This window comes from Pseudorhizobium xiangyangii, from assembly GCF_020531965.1.
GTDB classification, from domain to species: Bacteria; Pseudomonadota; Alphaproteobacteria; order Rhizobiales; family Rhizobiaceae; genus Neorhizobium; species Neorhizobium xiangyangii.
On sequence record NZ_JAJAWH010000007.1, the window covers coordinates 145,742 to 162,833 of the forward strand.

Sequence of the window (17,092 nt, forward strand, 5' to 3'; positions counted from 1 at the left end):
ATACCCAAATCAGGTCTCAGCGCGCATCGAACCTGTCTGCCGCATCCGCTCATGCCAGGAGAAAGCCTCTTCCAGCAGATGCGGCGTATGCCCGCCGCGCTCACACGCACGCTCGAAATAATCCAGCAGCTCGCCGCGGTATTGCGGATGAACGCAGTTCTGGATGATTTGGACCGCCCGCTCGCGAGGAGCCAGTTCCCGCAAGTCGGCAAGCCCGTTTTCGGTAACGATGATATCGACGTCATGCTCGTTGTGGTCGACATGCGTTACCATCGGCACGACTGAGGAGATCCTGCCGTCCTTGGCAAGCGACTTCGTCACGAAAATGGAAAGATACGCGTTGCGGGCAAAATCCCCGGAGCCGCCAATGCCGTTCATCATATGCGTGCCGTTGACATGCGTGGAGTTTACATTGCCGTAGATATCGATCTCGAGCGCTGTGTTTATGCCGATAACGCCCAGCCTGCGGATAACCTCCGGATGGTTGCTGATCTCCTGCGGCCGGAGCACCAGATGCTCCCGGTATTTATGGAAATTGCCGAAGACGCGGTCAGCGCAGGCAGAAGAGAGCGTGATCGACGAGCCGGACGCAAACGCAAGCTTGCCCGCATCGAAGAGATCGAACGTGCTGTCCTGTAGTACCTCGCTATACATGCGCAGGTGATGAAAGGGGCCGTCGGCAAGGCCCGTCAGCACCGAGTTTGCGATCGTGCCTATGCCCGCCTGCAGCGGCTGCAAGGTCAGGTCCAACCGCCCCTGTTTTACTTCGTCCTCGAAGAAGTGGATGAGATGGGCAGCAATCGCGCCCGTGTCGTCATCCTGGGGCTCGATGGTAGATGCGCTGTCCTTGTCGTCGGTCACGACGATTGCAGCGATTTTCTCCGGATCGATCGGCACATAGGGGAAGCCGACGCGACTATCGCAGGTGACAACCGGAATCGGCACGCGCGACGGCCGCTTTCCGGGAAAATAGATGTCATGCAGGCCTTCGAGCTCCGCCGGCTGGCTCAGGTTGATCTCGACGATGATCTTCTTCGCCAGCACCGCAAAGCTTGCTGAATTGCCAACCGAGGTCGAAGGTACGATGCCGCCGTCCTCGGTGATCGCCGCCGCTTCGATGATCGCATAGTCGATCGGTCCCAGCTGGTTGGAACGAAGATGCTCGACCGTCTCTGACAGATGTTGGTCGATGAACATCACCTCGCCCCGGTTGATTGCGGCGCGGAGCGTTCGATCGGCCTGAAACGGCATGCGTCGGGCCAGCACTTTTGCCTCAGTCAGGATTCGATCCACGTCATGGCCGAGGGAGGCGCCAGTTATCAGCGTTATTTTGAAAGGGTCTGTCTTTGCTCGAGCGGCCATGGCTATCGGAACCGCCTTCGCGTCACCGGCCCTGGTAAACCCGCTCATCCCGATGATCATGCCATCCTTGATCAGAGCTGCAGCTTTTTCGGCGGTGGTGATTTTGTCCATCAAGGCGGGGCGGCGGATGCGATCAGCGATCATTTTAGTCTCTTCTCAAATACAACAGGCCACCTTTTTCCTCCGCCATTGCAGAAGTCAAGGGGATGTCCACCTCATGCTCGAAGTGGACGAAGCTATGATCGTAAGGGCACGCTGACATTGATCAAAGTCAAGGCCACAGATCTTCGAAGACTTTTGCAGGCCCGGACTGAGCTCCTCAACCCAACCTATTCCGCAGCTTTAAGGCTGTGACAGCGATGAGGTCTGCCTATCGACGGAAACTGCCTTGTCGGGTAATCCTGCTACGAGGCCATTGTTCCGGCACAGCGCGCATAAGCTTGGCGGTGCCATAAACGGCGCTTCGTTCCACCAAGCGCCGTCAGTTTGTCAGCCGACCGATACCGCAACGACCGACACGCAGTCCCCTGCTTTGACGAGACCTGGGAAATGTCGGGCGCAGAGGACGCCATCCATCTTCGCACGAATTTCGCTGGGCGGCGCACCCGTGCGGCCGGTCTGGTAGATGCGGGCAACAATGTCACCACGCTTGACCGACTCACCGAGATCGACGGTGAATTCGATGAGGCCATTTTCCTCCGAAAAGGAAAAGCAGTCTCCATCCGGCATGTCCAACCAGGTAGTGGACCCTGCCTCCACCGGGCCTGCGACGATGCCCGCATAGCGGAGAAGATTCATCACGCCGCGCTTTGCAATCCCGGCGCTTTTAGCGGTCGCTGTCCCACCGCCACCGAGTTCGGTGGTGATGAAGATCTTGCCCATCTCCTCGGCGGCCGTGTCATACATACCGACTGCGTCAATCTCCAGCATCTTCATCGAGTAGGGCGCCGAAAATGCCCTCACCAATTCGAAGGCTCGCGCCTCCTGGCTCTTGTCGGGCAAGACGTGCGCCGCACAGAAGGGAAGAAAATCAAGCGTCCTCCCACCCGAATGAAAATCGAGGACGATGTCGGCGCGCGGAAGAAGCTCACGCTGGAAATAGTCCGCAATCTTCTGCGTCACAGTCCCATCCCGTCGGCCGGGGAAACTGCGATTGAGATTGCCCTTATCGATCGGCGAAGTCCGCGTACCGGCAAGAAACGCCGGGTAATTCATGGCCGGCACGATGATCACAGTGCCCGTCACATCCTCTGCCTTCAGGCCGCAGGCGAGGTCGAAGAGCGCGATTGGCCCTTCGTACTCATCCCCATGGTTGCCACCCGTCAGCAGTGCCGTCGGCCCCTCGCCGCTTCGGATGACGGTGACGGGGATCATCACTGATCCCCAGGCAGAATCGTCACGGCTGTAGGGCAGCCGTAAAAAACCGTGCTGTACACCCTCGGCCTCGAAGTCGACCGTTGGGCTGATCGGCGAAGGCCTCAATGCTGACATTGTCATTCCCACCTCAATCCTTGACGATCAGCTTGCGCGGTACGTTTGCAAAGCATTCGACGCCGGTATCGGTGATCAGAATGCTCTCCGTCGTCTCGAAGCCCATGCCCTCGAGCCAGAGACCTGTCATGAAATGGAAGGTCATTCCGGGCTTGAGCTCCGTACGATCACCCGGGCGCAGGCTCATCGTGCGCTCGCCCCAATCCGGCGGATAAGACAGACCGATCGGGTAGCCGGTACGATTGTCTTTCACGATCCCGTATTTCTTGAGGACCGTGAAGAAGGCATTGGCAATGTCTTCGCAGGTATTGCCGGGCTTGGCGACTGCAAGACCGGCCTCCATCCCCTCGAGCGTCGCCTTTTCGGCGTCGAGGAATGCCTGCGTTGGCTTGCCGAGGAATACGGTGCGCGAAAGCGGCAGATGGTAGCGATTATAGCAGCCGGCAATCTCGAAGAACGTGCCCTCCCCCTTCTTCATAGGCTTGTCATCCCAGGTGAGGTGAGGTGCTGAAGCTTCCTTGCCCGACGGCAGGAGTGGGACGATCGCCGGATAGTCGCCACCTATGCCGTCAACACCGCGGGTCCCGGCATCATAGATTTCAGCCACCAGATCGCATTTGCGCATACCCACCTCGATCTTGTCGAAGATGCGCTGATGCATTGCTTCAACAATCCGCGCGGCGTTACGCATATACTTAATCTCGGTCTCGCTCTTGACCGCGCGCTGCCAGTTCACGAGCGCGGTTGCGTCAACGAAGCGGGCGTTCGGCAGGTGCTTCTGTAGTGATGCGAAAGCTGCCGCCGAGAACCAGTAGTTATCCATCTCGACGCCGATCGCCAGCTTGTCGAGACCGCGCTCAGCCAGCTTGCCCGAGAGATAGTCCATCGGGTGCCGCTCCGTGGACTGCACGTAATGGTCCGGATAGCCGATGATGTTTTCATGTTTCAGATAGGCCGTGAACTTGGCGCCGTTGGCATCCTGCCCACGGCCGTACCAGATCGGCTCGCCCGTTGGCGGCACGACAACGCACTGGTGCACGTAGAAGGACCAACCGTCGTAGCCCGTCAGCCAGTTCATGTTCGATGGATCGCTGACGATCAGAACCTCTATGCCCTTGGCTTCCATGGCACGCCGGGTCTTTTCCAGCCGTGCGGCATATTCCTCGCGGGAGAACTTCAGATTAGGTCCAGTCATACTCTTCCCTTCCTGCCCGGCATTCCAGCCGGCTCAACTTTCAATTGGCGTACCGGCGCCGGCGGCATTTGCCCGCGCGAAGGCGTTTGTGGCGATGGCGGTGTCCTGGATGCCGGTACCGGTGAGGTCGGCAAGCGTGATCTGGTCAACGCTCGCTCTGCCGCGATGAAGCCCGGCGACGACCTCGCCCAGTTGGGCGAATTCAGCGTCGGCGGAGACAAGCCCTGCTTCGATTGCGTGATGCAGCTCCCCGAGCCGCCGCGTCTGCTTCAGGCTGTCAGCGACATAGACATCGACATTGGCGATGACCGACGGATCGATCTCGTTCTTGTGTTCGGCATCCGAACCCATGGCCGTCACATGCTGGCCGGATCGAAGCCACCCTGCCTTCAGGATCGGCGTCTCCGACGGAGTCGTGGTCACGATGATATCGGCGCTTGCAATTGCAGCCTCAGGATCAGCTTCCGCTCTCACCGGAAAACGGAGCTTCGCGGTCAGTTCTGCGGCCGCGGCCTCCGCCTTGGCCAGATCACGCGCCCAAATGCGCGCCTCGCTGATAGGGCGAACCAACACCAGCGCCTCGAGCTGAAGCTTCGCCTGCATGCCGGCACCAAAGACCGTGGCAACCCTGGAATCCGGACGTGAAAGGTATTTGGCTGCAACGGCACCCGCCGCGGCGGTTCGCACATCGGTCAGGTAACCGTTGTCCAGTAATAGTGCCTGCACAAGTCCGGTCTTGGCCGACAGCAACACCATCATTCCATTGGTGCTGGGCAGGCCGATCTTCGGATTGTCGAAAAAACCGGGGCTGATCTTGATGGCGAACCCGTCCAGACCCGGCACATAGGCAGTCTTCACATCCACTTCGCCTCGATGTTCAGGAATATCGAGCCGCAGGATGGGCGGCATGGCCACAGGTTTGGTAGCCAGGGCATTGAAAGCCCCCTCGACACAAGCGATCGCATCCAGATCCAACTGCACCAGCCGGCGCAACTCCCGCTCGGTCAGAATGATCATCCGGCTCATGCGGCATTCCTTCCATAGATGTCATCGCCGTTGATGATCCGCCGGTGACGCTCCATGTCGATGTTGCGACCGGAAAGGATGGCAACCATCGGCCCGGAACTGCCAATTTTGCCTGCTAAAATCGCGGCAATTCCCACGGCGGCAGCGCCCTCGATGACCTCGCGTTCCACGGCATATGCATGGCGAATACCGGCCGCGATTTCCGCTTCGGACAAGAGGATGACGTCATCTAGAAGATCGTGACACATGGCAAAGGTGACGCGGTTGTCGAGACCAACGCCACCGCCAAGCGAATCGGCAAGGCTCGACACCTCCTCGACCAGCACGGGCTCGCCGGCATCGAGACTTGCCTTCATCGCGGCACCACTTTCCATCGTAAGGCCGATGATACGTACCGAGGGCTTCAGGCCTTTGACTGCCGCTGCAACGCCGGCCGCAAGACCTCCGCCGGAAAGCGGTACCAATAGGGTCGCAGCGTCGGGCAGCTGGTCGAGAATTTCGAGACCCAGTGTCCCCTGCCCGGCAACCACCGCCGGATGGTCGAACGGCGGCACCATCACCAGCCCCTCTTCCGCCACCAGGCGATCGACCTCCTTCTGTGCCTCGTCCTGCGAACGTCCTACGATCCGGACATCGGCGCCCAGCCGGCGGATTTCCGAGACCTTGTTTTCCGGCACAAGTGACGACATGCAGATCGTTGCTCTCGAGCCCTCCGCCTTGGCGGCAAAGGCAAGGGCGCGACCGTGATTTCCGGTGGAAGCAGCCACCACACCGCGCACCCGCTCTTCTGCGTCGAGCGAAAGAACCGCGTTGGTCGCACCGCGCAGCTTGAAGCTGCCGGTTGTCTGATGATGCTCCAGTTTCAAATGAACCGGCGAGCCCGCCAGCTCGGTCAACAAGGCGGACTGGATCATCGGCGTCACCAACACGCGGCCATCAATTCTCGCTGACGCGGCACGGATGTCGTCCAATTGAACCGGCAATCTCCTTGTGTTCATGACATCAACCTTCCGGATACGGCTTCGTCATCAGCGTGCCCAGTTCGGGGCGAGCCGCCGTCTCACCGCAGAGCCTCAGGCAGGCCCATGCCGTGGCGAGATTGCTGCTGACCATGGGTTTGCCGATTTCTGGTTCGATGCGTGCCGCGACCTGAGCAGCTCGTACTGCCGTGCATGAAACGAACAGCGCATCTGACTGCGGCGCCGTTGCAGCAACAGCAGCCGAGACCAGCTCGTCCGAAGCAATCCGCGCCATTTCCCGGTCATCGTCGAGGCCGAGGCAGGTAAAGCGGTCGATCTGAAAACCGAGGCCTGCGAAATACTGCGCCATCGGGCGACTGGTTTCGACAGTGTATGGCGTAAGTATCGAGATGCGCCGTGCACCTACTGCCTTCAGCCCCTTGACCGCTGCCGCCGTCGGCGTCACGACGGCGACACCGGGCTTGGCCTGCCGGATGGCACTTTCGATCTTTTCGTCACCAATGACGACCGAAGCGGAGGTGCACGAATACATGACGACGTCCAGCGCCTCCCCCGGCAGAATGAGGGAAGCGCCCTGCGTCAACACCGGCTGCATCTTCAGCAGGTTCTCAGGCGTCGTCGGATTGGCGTAGGGGATGCGGCTCACGTAAACACCGATGCGCTCGCTTGCCACAATCCGCTGGAAATCGACTTCCGTCGTGTGATCGGTAGCAAGGATCAAGAGCCCGATGCGCTTTGCAAGCGGCCTGTCGTCCAGTCGCGGTTTGGCGTTGGTTTGTATTATTTCAACAGCACCGCCCATGTCAGTCGTCCATTCGTGCATAACGCTCCTCCAGCCAACGCAGTCCGACAACCGAGATCAGGCTGATCACCAGGAAGAAGATCCCCACCAGCGTCATCGGCTCGATGTAGCGATAGTTGCTGTTGGCGATGCTCTTGGCCTGGTTCATCAGTTCCAGCACCGTGATGGCGGAGAGCAGCGGGGTCTCCTTGAACATGGCGATGAAATAATTGGCGAGCGCCGGGATCATTGGTGGCAGCGCCTGCGGCAGGATCACGTGGACCCAGGTCTGTGGCGTCGTGAGGTTCGCCGCCTTGGCAGCTTCCCACTGTCCGCGCGGCACATTCTCGATGCCCGCGCGATACACCTCGGCGGTGTAAGTCGCGTAGTGGATGCCGATACCAATGACGCCCGCCACCAGCGGTGATAGCCGGATGCCGATGTCCGGCAGGACGTAAAAGATGAAATAGAGCTGCACCAAGAGAGGCGTGCCGCGAATGAACTCGGACACGAAGCCCACCGTGCGCGAGACTGCCGGGATCGGCGACCGGCGCATGATCGCCAGAAGAAGACCGACCACAGCCGCTACGGCAGCTCCCAGCACCGTGGCCAGGATTGTGATCTTGAACCCTTCCAGCAGGGTCGGCATGATCTGCCAGACGAATGCCCAATCCCATTCCATCGTCAGGACCTCACGCCATCAAGGTTTCTCGACATCCGACGTTCCAACCAGCGCATGGCCGTGGAGATTGTCCATGACATCGCAAAGTAGAGGATGAGGATCATCGTGAACGGAATGAGCGTATTGCCGGTCTGCGCCCGCACGACCTGAGCCTGGAAAGTCATGTCCGTGAGCGATATCAGTGAGACCACCGCGGTCCCCTTCAAAAGCTCGATTGCGTTGTTGCCAAATGTCGGCAGCATGAGCGGAAGGGCCTGAGGCAGGATCACATACCGCATGCGCTGGTACCGCGAGAGATTTAGGGCCACGCATGCCTCTGTCTGCTCGCGCCCGATCGCCTTGACGGCGCCGCGCACGACCTCGGCACCGTAGGCGCCGACATTGAGGCCGAGAGCCAGCACACCGGCCTGCAGCGGCGTCAGGGTCAGACCCGCCAAGGGAAGTACGAAATAGACCCAAAAGAGCTGGACGAAGATCGACGTGCCGCGGAAGAACTCGATATAGGTCGTAGCAAGGGCGCGCACCGCGAAGATGCGTGACAGCCGGCCAAGCCCTGCCAGGAACGCCATGACCAGTGCCAGAGCCGAGCCCATAATGGTCAGCTGCAACGTTACCAGTGCGCCCTCAAGAATGAGCGTCAAATAGCCGGACCATACCGACATCAGCGATTGCTTTCCATCGTCGAGGTTATCGAAGAAATTGCGGTGAGGGAGGCGAGCCTCCAATCGAGGCCAGGCATCCTTGCCCGGCCCCGAGGGACTTCAACTGACACTCACTGCGCAGCGCACTGCTTGTCGCGGCTGGTCGATATGGCGGCGGCGGCGGAGAAGCCGTAGGGTTCGATGAGCTTTGCAAACTCACCGGATTCCTTGAGCTTCTTCAGTTCGACGTCGAACGCGTCGCGAAGGGCTACGTCATCCTTGTGGAAGGCGGCGCCATCGCAATAGACCGGTGCACCCTGTACCGGCGCGACGACCTCGAGGTTCGTATCGTTCGCCTTCTTGACAAGGTCGTGGATCGACAGCACCGGCAGCGAGTAGACGTCGATGCGGCCGTCCTGCAGCATCTTGATGCCGCTCTGGCCGTCCGGAACGACGATCACGCGATCACGCGGAACACCAGCCTCAAGCGCCAGCTTTTCCTCGGTTCCACCGCCTGGAGCACCGATCTTGGCGTCCGGATTGTCGGCGATGTCCTTGTAGCTCGCGAACTTCAGCGGATTACCCTTTTTGACCGCGAAGGCCTCGGCGTCGCAAAGCACGGGCTCCGAATAGGCCACCGCATTGCACCGTTCCGGCTTCATGAACAGGCCCGCGGTAATTGCATCGTGACGACCGGCCTGCAGCCCGGGGATCATCGCACCGTATTCAGAGATGGATGCCACGACTTCCTTGACACCCATGCGTTCGAAAATGACCCGGGCAACGTCTGGAGCGGCACCCGATACTTTGCCGTCCGCACCTACCGCCGTGAAGGGCGGCTCGTTGGCGATCGCGATGCGGACAAAACCCTGTTCCTTGAGCTCTTCCAGCTTGCCGTCATCAGCCATTGCATGCGTCCCGGCAGCGACAGAAAAGAGCGCCGAGAGACTGACGGCGGTCATCAACACTTTCATTCGCATGTTCCCTACTCCTTATGAGTTTTTCTGTTTCAGGCAGTGTCGGCCGTGAACGCGGTCAGACGCGGTGCCCCGCCGCTATGATCTTGCGCAGGAAGGTTTGCGTGCGCTCCTGCTTCGGGTTTCTGAAGATCTCTTCCGGCTTGCCTTGCTCGACGATCTTGCCACGATCGAAAAACAGCACGCGGTCGGCAAAGTCGTGGGCGAACCCCATCTCATGGGTCACCAGCAGCATCGTCATGTCCGTTTCGGCAGCGAGGTGTTTCATGACGTTCAGCACCTCCTCCACTAGTTCCGGATCCAGTGCGGACGTCACTTCGTCGAACAGCATGATCTTGGGTGAAAGAGCCAGGGCACGAGCAATCGCCGCCCGCTGCTTCTGCCCTCCGGAAAGCTGCGCCGGGACACTCCTTGCCTTGTCGGCCATGCCGACCATGTCGAGCAATTCCATTGCTCGTTTCTCGGCGTCGCCGCGCTTGACGCCCTGGGTGAGCATCGGCGCAAGAGTGACGTTGTCGAGGACGCACTTGTGGGGAAAGAGATTGAAGTGCTGGAAGACCATGCCGATTTTGCTGCGCATCCGACGGAGATGAGCCTCATCGGCGGCAACAAGATCCGCACCTTTTTTCATGTGATAGAGCTGATCGCCGTCGATCTGGATATGACCGCCGCTGATCGTTTCCAGCGTCATCAGGATCCGCAGGATCGTCGTTTTACCAGAGCCCGACGGGCCGATGAGCGCAAGCTTCTCCCCTGGCATCACGTCCATCGACAGACCGTCCAGTACGGTCAGCGGGCCGTACCTCTTCACGATGTTGTCGATCCGGATGATAGGCTGCGGCATTCATGTCTCTCCCTGTTGAGACAAGCACTGCGCCTACGATGGAGGCCTCACAAAATCATGTCAATTCGGAAAATAATATCATGACAATATTTATGAGTGTGCTCAATTGCTGAGCGTTTACTTCAAATCGCAAGCAAGAGTGCTTCCGGGTCCCCAAGCGCCAGCGATGCCACAACGCCTAGACCGGTCCTCAGATCCGCTTCAGAGGTCGAGCCCAGTGAAATGCGGACAGCGGGCGCCCAGCCCTGGCCGGCAGTACGGAACGATGTCCCCGGCGCGATTGCCACGCCGTGCAATCTCGCTTGGGAGACAAAACCCTCTTCCGTGTGCGCTCCCGAAAGCGGCAGCCAGACATGCAGGCCCTGCCGATGGGTGTAGTAGCGCAATCCCGCAAGGGTGGTCTGAGCAATCTCATGGCGAGCCAGGAGCGCGCGGCGCTGCCACTCCACCAGCTCCATCGCCGTTCCGTCGCTGACCCAGCGGGTCGCGATTTCCGCCATCGCAGGGGTTGCCATCCAATTCAAGACCAGATGCCGGTTCGCTACCGCCGCGACGTAGCGATCCGGCGCCACGAGGTAACCGATCCGCAGACCGGGTACCGTGATTTTGGTAAAACTGGTGACGTAGAGCGTGCGTTCCGGCGCATAGGCTGCAATGGGTGGAGGCCGGTCCGTCACCAGCGGCCCGAGAATGTCGTTCTCGATGATGGCGATGTCATGCCGGGCCGCGACCTCGGCCAAGGCTTCACGGCGCCCACTGCTCATCAGCGTCGCACGCGGATTGATGACCGAAGGCTGGAGGAAGACCGCACGGATGGGACTTCTTCGGCAGGCCTCGTCCAACGCCTCGGGGATCATTCCCTCGTCATCGACCGCCAAGCCCTCCAGATGGATGCCCAGATAGGTTGAAAGCGGCACCAGTGTGTGGTGACTGACCGCTTCCGCCGCGACAATCGCGCCGGGCGGAGCAACGCTCATCAAGGCCACGGTCATGCCGGATGTAGCCCCGTTCGTGACATTCACGTTGAGCGGAGATACCTGTAGGCCACACAGGGAAAGCCATTCGGTAGCAACGGCGCGATGGCGGGGAAAGACCACGTTTGGCCGGAAGGACAGGGCCGAACTCGACGGCAGGTTCTCGCCGAGCCATTCGAAAGCCTGGCGCATCCTCTCCAGATGGATGTGGTCGCACACCGGCTTGAGAATGGAAAGGTCGATGACCTCGCCCAGGCGCTCGGGCAAGTAAGGCGGCTCCAGTTCCTGGCGCTGGGTTTGCACAAACGTTCCACGCCCGATCTCCCCGGAAATCAGCCCGCGACGGATCAACTCATCATAGGCCCGACTTACGGTCTGGACGGAAATGACCAGATCCTCTGCCATTTTCCTGTGGGTCGGCAGTTTTGCGCCGTGCAACAGCCTGCCATCCTGAATGGCGCGAGCGATCTGCTCCGCCAAAGAGAGATAGGCCGGACGGCTGAGTTGGGTGGGATCTGGACGCCAATTTGTCATGATTCAAATCTGCGAGAAATCAGTTCAATTGACAATGAGAAAATGACTTCCCATTGTCATCCTCAACAGCAGTGAATGGAATTTCCCATGAAACTTGACGCCATCGACTTGCGCATTCTGGAAGCTGTCCAGAACGATGGCCGCATTACCAAACTGGCGCTGGCGGAAAAGGTAGGGCTATCGCCTACGCCGTGCTGGTTGCGCCTCAGGAAACTGGAGAAGGCGGGCATCATCACAAGTTACCATGCCCGCGTTTCGCCGCGACGCATCGCACCTGTTGCCAGCGCCATGGTGGAGATCACGCTTTCCAACCACCGACAGACCGATTTTGAGCGTTTCGAGCGCGCCGTCGCGGCCATTCCAGAGATCACCTGCTGCTGGTCGGTCGGCGGCGGTGTCGATTATATCCTGAAGGTCGTAGCAACCGATATCGACGCCTATCAGCGGCTCATCGACGGGCTTCTCGATCGGGAACTCGGCATCGAGCGCTATTTTACCTACATCGTGACGAAGACCGTCAAGGAGACGGATCTGCCTATCGCGACCATATTCGCTCCGGAAACTGGTGCGATTTCATAGACCATCTCGGTGCCTAAGCGCGGGCATTTTAGACAATCTCTCTAGGCTCTCCGCGGGAATTGGACAATCTCTCCTCGGCAGGCGCGGGATAATCCAGCTTACTCAAACGAGGAGCTGGCCATGACTGCCGTTTTTGCTCGCCTTGACTATCATGAGGCTCTGACTCAGCTCTCGGATCGCCAGTTGCTGCGCGATCTCGCCTATGTGAACGGCCGCTGGACATCCAGCAAAGGTGGCCACAGCTTCCAGGTCACGGACCCGGCATCGTCTGCCACCCTCGCCTGGGTCGCAAGCCTCGATGGCGAGGAAACAGGCGCTGCGGTTGATGCGGCGGCATCCGCCTTTCCACGGTGGCGCAGGATGCTCCCGCAGGAGCGCTCTGTCATCCTGCGGGAGTGGTATCGCCTCATGCTGGCTGCAAAAGAAGATCTCGCTCTCCTCATGACGCTGGAACAGGGCAAGCCGCTGGCGGAGTCGCGTGGTGAGATCGACTACGCCGCGTCGTTCCTCGAATGGTATGCGGAGGAGGGAAAACGCCTCAACGCAGAAAGCGTCACCAGCCATCTGCCGGATACGGAGATGGTCGTGCGGCGCGAACCCCTCGGTGTCGTCGGCGTCGTCACGCCGTGGAACTTTCCTTGCGCGATGGTCACGCGGAAGGTCGCGGCAGCGATCGCCGCAGGCTGCACCGTAGTCGCCCACCCCTCGTCCGAAACGCCGTTATCCGCCTTGGCGCTCGCCGAACTGGCAGAACGTGCCGGAATGCCGCCCGGCGTCTTCAACGTGGTCACCGGTGATGCTGCAACGATTGTCGGCAGGCTTTGCGAGGAGCCGAGGGTTCGAGCCTTGAGCTTTACCGGTTCCACGGAAATCGGCCGGCTGATCGCCGAGCAATGTGCGCCGACCATGAAGCGACTGGTGATGGAACTTGGCGGACATGCGCCGCTGATCATTTTCGACGATGCCGATGTCGAACGAGCCGCCGACATTGCCATTGCCGCCAAATTCGCAACGTCAGGGCAGGACTGTCTCGCAGCCAACCGCATCTACGTGCAGCGGCCAATCTTGAAGGCCTTTACCCAGGCATTTGCAAAGCGCATCGCTGCGCTTGAAGTGGGCCAGGGTCTCGGCGGCGATGTGGATATCGGGCCGCTCATGCACGAGCGCGCCGTCCAGAAGGTGGAAGCTCAGGTGAAGGACGCAATCGACCGAGGCGCAAAGCTCTCCGCCGGCGGCGGGCGGCATCATGCCGGCTCGCTATTCTTCGAGCCGACGCTTCTGGTCGATGTGCCCGACGATGCAGCCATCATGCGTAAGGAAACCTTCGGACCCGTTGCTGCCGTGACGGCTTTCGATACCGAAGAGGAAGTCGTCGCTCGCGCAAACGACACCGAATACGGCCTCGTCGCCTACGTGGTGACCGCAAACGGCGCTCGTCAGATGCGTCTCGGTCGCAACCTCGAATACGGCATGGTGGCTATCAACCGGGTCAAGATCACCGGCGGCCCTGTTCCTTTCGGCGGCTGGAAACAGTCCGGCGTTGGACGAGAGGGCTCCCGGCACGGTCTCGAGGCCTTCACCGAACTCAAATATCTTTGCATCGACACCGCCGCCTGAGCGGCCGCAACATCAAGGAATTCCCCCATGCTCGACAGAAACAACGAACTCACCGCCTGGGACCGGGACCACTTCTTCCATCCGTCCACCCACATGGGTTCGCATGCCCGTGGAGAAACACCCACGCGCGTGATCAAAACCGGCGAAGGAGTCTACATCACCGACCGGGACGGTCGCACCAGCCTCGATGCCTTTGCCGGCCTGTACTGCGTCAACGTCGGCTACGGACGCACGGAGATTGCCGAAGCAATCGCCAAACAGGCGAAGGATCTCGCCTACTATCATGCCTATGTCGGGCATGGCTCGGAGGCGTCCATCACGCTCTCCAAGATGATCATAGATCGTGCGCCGGAAGGCATGAGCCGCGTCTATTTCGGGCTCTCCGGATCGGACGCCAACGAGACGAACATCAAGCTCATCTGGTACTACAACAACATTCTGGGCAGGCCCGGGAAAAAGAAGATCATCTCGCGCTGGCGCGGCTATCACGGCTCGGGTGTGATGACCGGTTCGCTGACTGGCCTTGCGCTCTTCCACAACGCCTTCGACTTGCCACGTGCACCAATCCTTCACACGGAAGCGCCCTATTATTTCCGCCGCCCTGACCGATCCATGAGCGAAGAACAGTTCTCGCAATATTGTGCCGACAAGCTGGAGGAGATGATCCTGTCTGAAGGCCCGGACACGATCGCGGCTTTCATCGGCGAACCGATCCTCGGCACCGGCGGCATCGTTCCTCCGCCGCAGGGCTACTGGCAGAAGATCCAGGCTGTTCTCCAGAAGTACGACATCCTGCTTGTGGCCGACGAGGTCGTTACGGGTTTTGGCCGACTGGGCACCATGTTCGGCTCAGATCACTACGGCATGAAGCCCGACCTCATAACCATCGCCAAGGGCCTGACGTCGGCCTATGCGCCGCTTTCCGGCACTATCGTCTCGGAGAAGGTCTGGCAGGTGTTGGTGCAGGGGTCCGATCAAATGGGGGCACTGGGCCATGGCTGGACATACTCGGCCCATCCAATCTGCGCCGCGGCAGGCGTCGCCAACCTCGAACTGATCGATAAGCTCGACCTCGTCCGCAATGCTGGCGAGACCGGAGCATATTTCCGCAGCGAACTCGCCAAGGCCCTCGGTGAGCACCGACATGTCGGCGAGGTTCGCGGCGACGGCATGATGGCAGCTATCGAATTCGTGGAAGACAGGGACGATCGCAAGTTCTTCGATCCGTCGCTGAAGATCGGCCCTCAGGTCTCCGCGGCACTCCTGGAACGAGGCGTCATCGGTCGGGCAATGCCGCAGGGTGATATTCTCGGCTTTGCACCGCCGCTGTGCCTGACACGCGAGGAGGCAGATACCGTCGTGAAGGCGGCGGCAGAGGCCATCGACAGCGTCTTTACCAAACTCTGAAAGAGGCGCGATGCATTCCGCACCCGAAACGATGGTAGCCGTGCTTCTCACCGGTCACGGCGGCCTCGACAAGCTCGTCCATCGTCAGGATGTTGCTGTACCATGGCCGACCGCCGGGGAAGTCCTCATCCGTGTAAGGCCTGTGGAATGAACAACACCGACGTCTGGGTTCGCGAAGGTGCCTACGGCACCGAGGATGATCCCGGCGCCGTCTCCACATGGCGGTGGCAGGGCATACGCTCAGCTTCCCGCCCATACAGGGCACGGACACGGCAGGCCACATCGTCGCTGTCGGCGACGGTGTGGATGCCGGCCGGATCGGAGATTGCCTCCCCCGTTCCTATTAGGCAAAATCAGTGACGGACGCCCGATCCACCGATTGCCACTATGTTGAACGGCATGCCTTTTACAGGGAAACTGCGAGCTTCCTGCAGCGTTTTCGCATCAAGGATGCGAACCAGTTGCTCGCGGGGATCTGTCACTGCGATCTCATCGCCCATGACGGCCAGCCGCGGACGTGGATCGCGCCAATGTCCATCCTTGCTGTAGGGTTGCGTGATTTGCTGCGACCGGCTGAGTTTACCCGTGAGGACGTCGAGGGTGTGGAGCTTGCCGTCTTCAGTGAAAACATAGGCCGTCGTCACACGTTTTGAATCGAGCGCAAAGTCGACCCGCCGTCCTGGCAATTGGACCAGACGGAAGGCCTCTTCTGCTGAGGGATCGATCACGACGACCTTGTCCTCTCCGTAATTGCCAAGGAAGAATTGCATGGCCTTGCCGCCGAGCAGCGTGCCGACTTTCCCTTCCGGCATGTCCTGACCGTATTGCAGCATCTTTACTTCAGGCGGCTTGGAGCCGTCACCGCTTGCAACCAGAACCCCTTCCTCGCACCCGAAGGCGACCACGCCGATCGAACTTGCCTCCCCATGGAGACCGGTGCAGGGGGCGATATCGCCGACCTGCTGGCCTTGGGCATCCGTAACCTTGAGGCCAAGTCGCGGCGGTAGTTCATCAGGTTTCGTATCGACCGTCATATTTGGCTCGGACATAAGCATGTACGATCCGAGCGGCACAACGATCCCGTGATGCGGAGCTGTTGTCTTGACCCGCTCATAGTCCGTTTTACCTTCAAGAAGTTCGTTCTCCCGGACGACGCGGGCTTCGCCCTCCAGATCGAAGAACTGCAAGATCTCCCCACCATGAGGAACCGCGTGGACCGGCCGCTTGCCTTCCATGCGCACCGGCAACAATGCCGGATCCTCGAGTTCGATATCCCGATGCTCACCGTGGTCACCGAGGCTGACACCAGTCTTTATGACATCCACCGCGTTGCCATCCATCTGGACCGCGAACACGGTCTGGCCGCTTTCACTGGGAACGAGATGCGTGGCGTAGCCCTTCAGCGGAAACTCTGCCAATTGCTCACCGGTTACCCCATTGATCGCGGTCAGCTTGGCGGCCTGCTGATCACCGACGAACAGTCGCCACGCCTCCACATCATTTGCCTGGGCTGTTGTTACGACGCCGAGCGGAATGGCCACCGAAAAAAGAAAACGGGAAAGGGTTCGATTCATAAAAGACTCCTCCTGTAATGTAATAGCATTACATCTAGAGGGCAGACTTTGGTCTGTCCAGCTATTTTGTGCCTCCCTCGACGAGGTCGAGCAGGGGAAAAATGCGGCTCTATATTGGCGATGGTCAAACGCCTCATCCGAGCGCGAGCAAAACTAGGCGCAAGCGCCTGCTGCGCCGGAAGGTGATCTTGCTTCGGGGAAGTCGTTGAACGGATAATGCCAACCGTGAACGATCACGCTCGGCCGAACGCACGAAGAACTCAGCGTTCTTTGCTGGCGCTCGCCTCTGCGAGAGAGAGCTTCTCCAGGAGATGCTGGAAGGAGCCTGTATCCTGCAATAAGTGAAATACGGACAGAGATTGAAGGTGCCGCCTGACCTCGGCATTGCCAATATGGCGATAGTACGGTTTGTCACTGCCTGCTTTGAA

At 59.8% G+C, this 17,092-nt stretch carries 15 protein-coding genes and 1 pseudogene; 4 read left to right on the plus strand and 12 right to left on the minus strand.

Annotated features, from left to right (window positions below; translation table 11 throughout):
• Window positions 1-9: 9 nt before the first annotated feature.
• The 11 genes from LH464_RS08150 to ehuR all read right to left on the minus strand — a co-directional run bounded on the left by LH464_RS08150 (window position 10) and on the right by ehuR (window position 11,487).
• On the minus strand, window positions 10-1,506 hold the full coding sequence (locus tag LH464_RS08150) for an acetyl-CoA hydrolase/transferase family protein (protein ID WP_226785881.1): 1,497 nt from the start codon (window positions 1,504-1,506) through the stop codon (window positions 10-12).
• A 345-nt stretch (window positions 1,507-1,851) separates the two neighbouring features.
• Window positions 1,852-2,859 (minus strand): N(2)-acetyl-L-2,4-diaminobutanoate deacetylase DoeB, encoded by a 1,008-nt coding sequence (gene doeB, locus LH464_RS08155; RefSeq protein ID WP_226785882.1) that lies wholly within the window; start codon window positions 2,857-2,859, stop codon window positions 1,852-1,854.
• Between the two features lie 7 nt (window positions 2,860-2,866).
• A complete protein-coding gene (gene doeA / locus LH464_RS08160) occupies window positions 2,867-4,048 on the minus strand; it encodes an ectoine hydrolase DoeA (protein ID WP_226785883.1) in 1,182 nt (393 codons plus the stop codon).
• A gap of 33 nt (window positions 4,049-4,081) precedes the next feature.
• Entirely contained in the window at window positions 4,082-5,074 is a 993-nt protein-coding gene (gene eutC / locus LH464_RS08165) for an ectoine utilization protein EutC (protein WP_226785884.1), read from the minus strand.
• Entirely contained in the window at window positions 5,071-6,072 is a 1,002-nt protein-coding gene (gene eutB, locus LH464_RS08170) for a hydroxyectoine utilization dehydratase EutB (RefSeq protein WP_226785885.1), read from the minus strand. Before eutB ends, eutC begins: the two co-directional genes overlap by 4 nt.
• Window positions 6,073-6,076: 4 nt before the next feature.
• Window positions 6,077-6,856: an ectoine utilization protein EutA gene (gene eutA / locus LH464_RS08175; protein WP_226785947.1), complete on the minus strand. Its 780-nt coding sequence runs from the start codon at window positions 6,854-6,856 to the stop codon at window positions 6,077-6,079.
• A gap of 1 nt (window position 6,857) precedes the next feature.
• Window positions 6,858-7,517, minus strand: coding sequence for an ectoine/hydroxyectoine ABC transporter permease subunit EhuD (gene ehuD, locus LH464_RS08180; RefSeq protein ID WP_226785886.1), 660 nt, complete (start codon window positions 7,515-7,517; stop codon window positions 6,858-6,860).
• Window positions 7,518-7,519: 2 nt separating this feature from the next.
• Entirely contained in the window at window positions 7,520-8,179 is a 660-nt protein-coding gene (ehuC, locus tag LH464_RS08185) for an ectoine/hydroxyectoine ABC transporter permease subunit EhuC (RefSeq protein ID WP_226785948.1), read from the minus strand.
• Window positions 8,180-8,289: 110 nt separating this feature from the next.
• A complete protein-coding gene (gene ehuB, locus LH464_RS08190; protein ID WP_226785887.1) occupies window positions 8,290-9,138 on the minus strand; it encodes an ectoine/hydroxyectoine ABC transporter substrate-binding protein EhuB in 849 nt (282 codons plus the stop codon).
• Window positions 9,139-9,193: 55 nt separating this feature from the next.
• A complete protein-coding gene (ehuA, locus tag LH464_RS08195) occupies window positions 9,194-9,979 on the minus strand; it encodes an ectoine/hydroxyectoine ABC transporter ATP-binding protein EhuA (protein WP_226785888.1) in 786 nt (261 codons plus the stop codon).
• A 122-nt stretch (window positions 9,980-10,101) separates the two neighbouring features.
• Entirely contained in the window at window positions 10,102-11,487 is a 1,386-nt protein-coding gene (ehuR, locus tag LH464_RS08200) for a MocR-like ectoine utilization transcription factor EhuR (protein ID WP_226785889.1), read from the minus strand.
• 87 nt (window positions 11,488-11,574) lie between these two features.
• Between ehuR and LH464_RS08205 the strand changes: the two genes are divergently transcribed.
• From LH464_RS08205 to LH464_RS08220, 4 genes and pseudogenes are all read left to right on the plus strand, one after another.
• Complete coding sequence (locus tag LH464_RS08205) at window positions 11,575-12,066, plus strand: Lrp/AsnC family transcriptional regulator (RefSeq protein WP_226785890.1); 492 nt, start codon at window positions 11,575-11,577, stop codon at window positions 12,064-12,066.
• A gap of 120 nt (window positions 12,067-12,186) precedes the next feature.
• Window positions 12,187-13,683: an NAD-dependent succinate-semialdehyde dehydrogenase gene (locus LH464_RS08210; RefSeq protein ID WP_226785891.1), complete on the plus strand. Its 1,497-nt coding sequence runs from the start codon at window positions 12,187-12,189 to the stop codon at window positions 13,681-13,683.
• Between the two features lie 27 nt (window positions 13,684-13,710).
• Window positions 13,711-15,090, plus strand: a complete 1,380-nt coding sequence (locus LH464_RS08215) for an aspartate aminotransferase family protein (RefSeq protein WP_226785892.1) — start codon at window positions 13,711-13,713, stop codon at window positions 15,088-15,090.
• A gap of 10 nt (window positions 15,091-15,100) precedes the next feature.
• A pseudogene (locus LH464_RS08220) lies at window positions 15,101-15,416 on the plus strand (alcohol dehydrogenase catalytic domain-containing protein); the annotation flags it as partial.
• 27 nt (window positions 15,417-15,443) lie between these two features.
• Here LH464_RS08220 and LH464_RS08225 read toward each other — a convergent pair.
• Window positions 15,444-16,664 (minus strand): metallochaperone AztD, encoded by a 1,221-nt coding sequence (locus tag LH464_RS08225; RefSeq protein ID WP_226785893.1) that lies wholly within the window; start codon window positions 16,662-16,664, stop codon window positions 15,444-15,446.
• Window positions 16,665-17,092: the final 428 nt, after the last annotated feature.

What these genes read in the sequence shown, in the direction of transcription:
- LH464_RS08150 (WP_226785881.1), bottom strand. Translation starts at nt 1,506, where the DNA reads ATGATCGCTGATCGCATCCGCCGCCCCGCCTTGATGGACAAAATCACC.
- doeB (WP_226785882.1), bottom strand. Translation starts at nt 2,859, where the DNA reads ATGACAATGTCAGCATTGAGGCCTTCGCCGATCAGCCCAACGGTCGAC.
- doeA (WP_226785883.1), bottom strand. Translation starts at nt 4,048, where the DNA reads ATGACTGGACCTAATCTGAAGTTCTCCCGCGAGGAATATGCCGCACGG.
- eutC (WP_226785884.1), bottom strand. Translation starts at nt 5,074, where the DNA reads ATGAGCCGGATGATCATTCTGACCGAGCGGGAGTTGCGCCGGCTGGTG.
- eutB (WP_226785885.1), bottom strand. Translation starts at nt 6,072, where the DNA reads ATGAACACAAGGAGATTGCCGGTTCAATTGGACGACATCCGTGCCGCG.
- eutA (WP_226785947.1), bottom strand. Translation starts at nt 6,856, where the DNA reads ATGGGCGGTGCTGTTGAAATAATACAAACCAACGCCAAACCGCGACTG.
- ehuD (WP_226785886.1), bottom strand. Translation starts at nt 7,517, where the DNA reads ATGGAATGGGATTGGGCATTCGTCTGGCAGATCATGCCGACCCTGCTG.
- ehuC (WP_226785948.1), bottom strand. Translation starts at nt 8,179, where the DNA reads ATGTCGGTATGGTCCGGCTATTTGACGCTCATTCTTGAGGGCGCACTG.
- ehuB (WP_226785887.1), bottom strand. Translation starts at nt 9,138, where the DNA reads ATGCGAATGAAAGTGTTGATGACCGCCGTCAGTCTCTCGGCGCTCTTT.
- ehuA (WP_226785888.1), bottom strand. Translation starts at nt 9,979, where the DNA reads ATGCCGCAGCCTATCATCCGGATCGACAACATCGTGAAGAGGTACGGC.
- ehuR (WP_226785889.1), bottom strand. Translation starts at nt 11,487, where the DNA reads ATGACAAATTGGCGTCCAGATCCCACCCAACTCAGCCGTCCGGCCTAT.
- LH464_RS08205 (WP_226785890.1), top strand. Translation starts at nt 11,575, where the DNA reads ATGAAACTTGACGCCATCGACTTGCGCATTCTGGAAGCTGTCCAGAAC.
- LH464_RS08210 (WP_226785891.1), top strand. Translation starts at nt 12,187, where the DNA reads ATGACTGCCGTTTTTGCTCGCCTTGACTATCATGAGGCTCTGACTCAG.
- LH464_RS08215 (WP_226785892.1), top strand. Translation starts at nt 13,711, where the DNA reads ATGCTCGACAGAAACAACGAACTCACCGCCTGGGACCGGGACCACTTC.
- LH464_RS08225 (WP_226785893.1), bottom strand. Translation starts at nt 16,664, where the DNA reads ATGAATCGAACCCTTTCCCGTTTTCTTTTTTCGGTGGCCATTCCGCTC.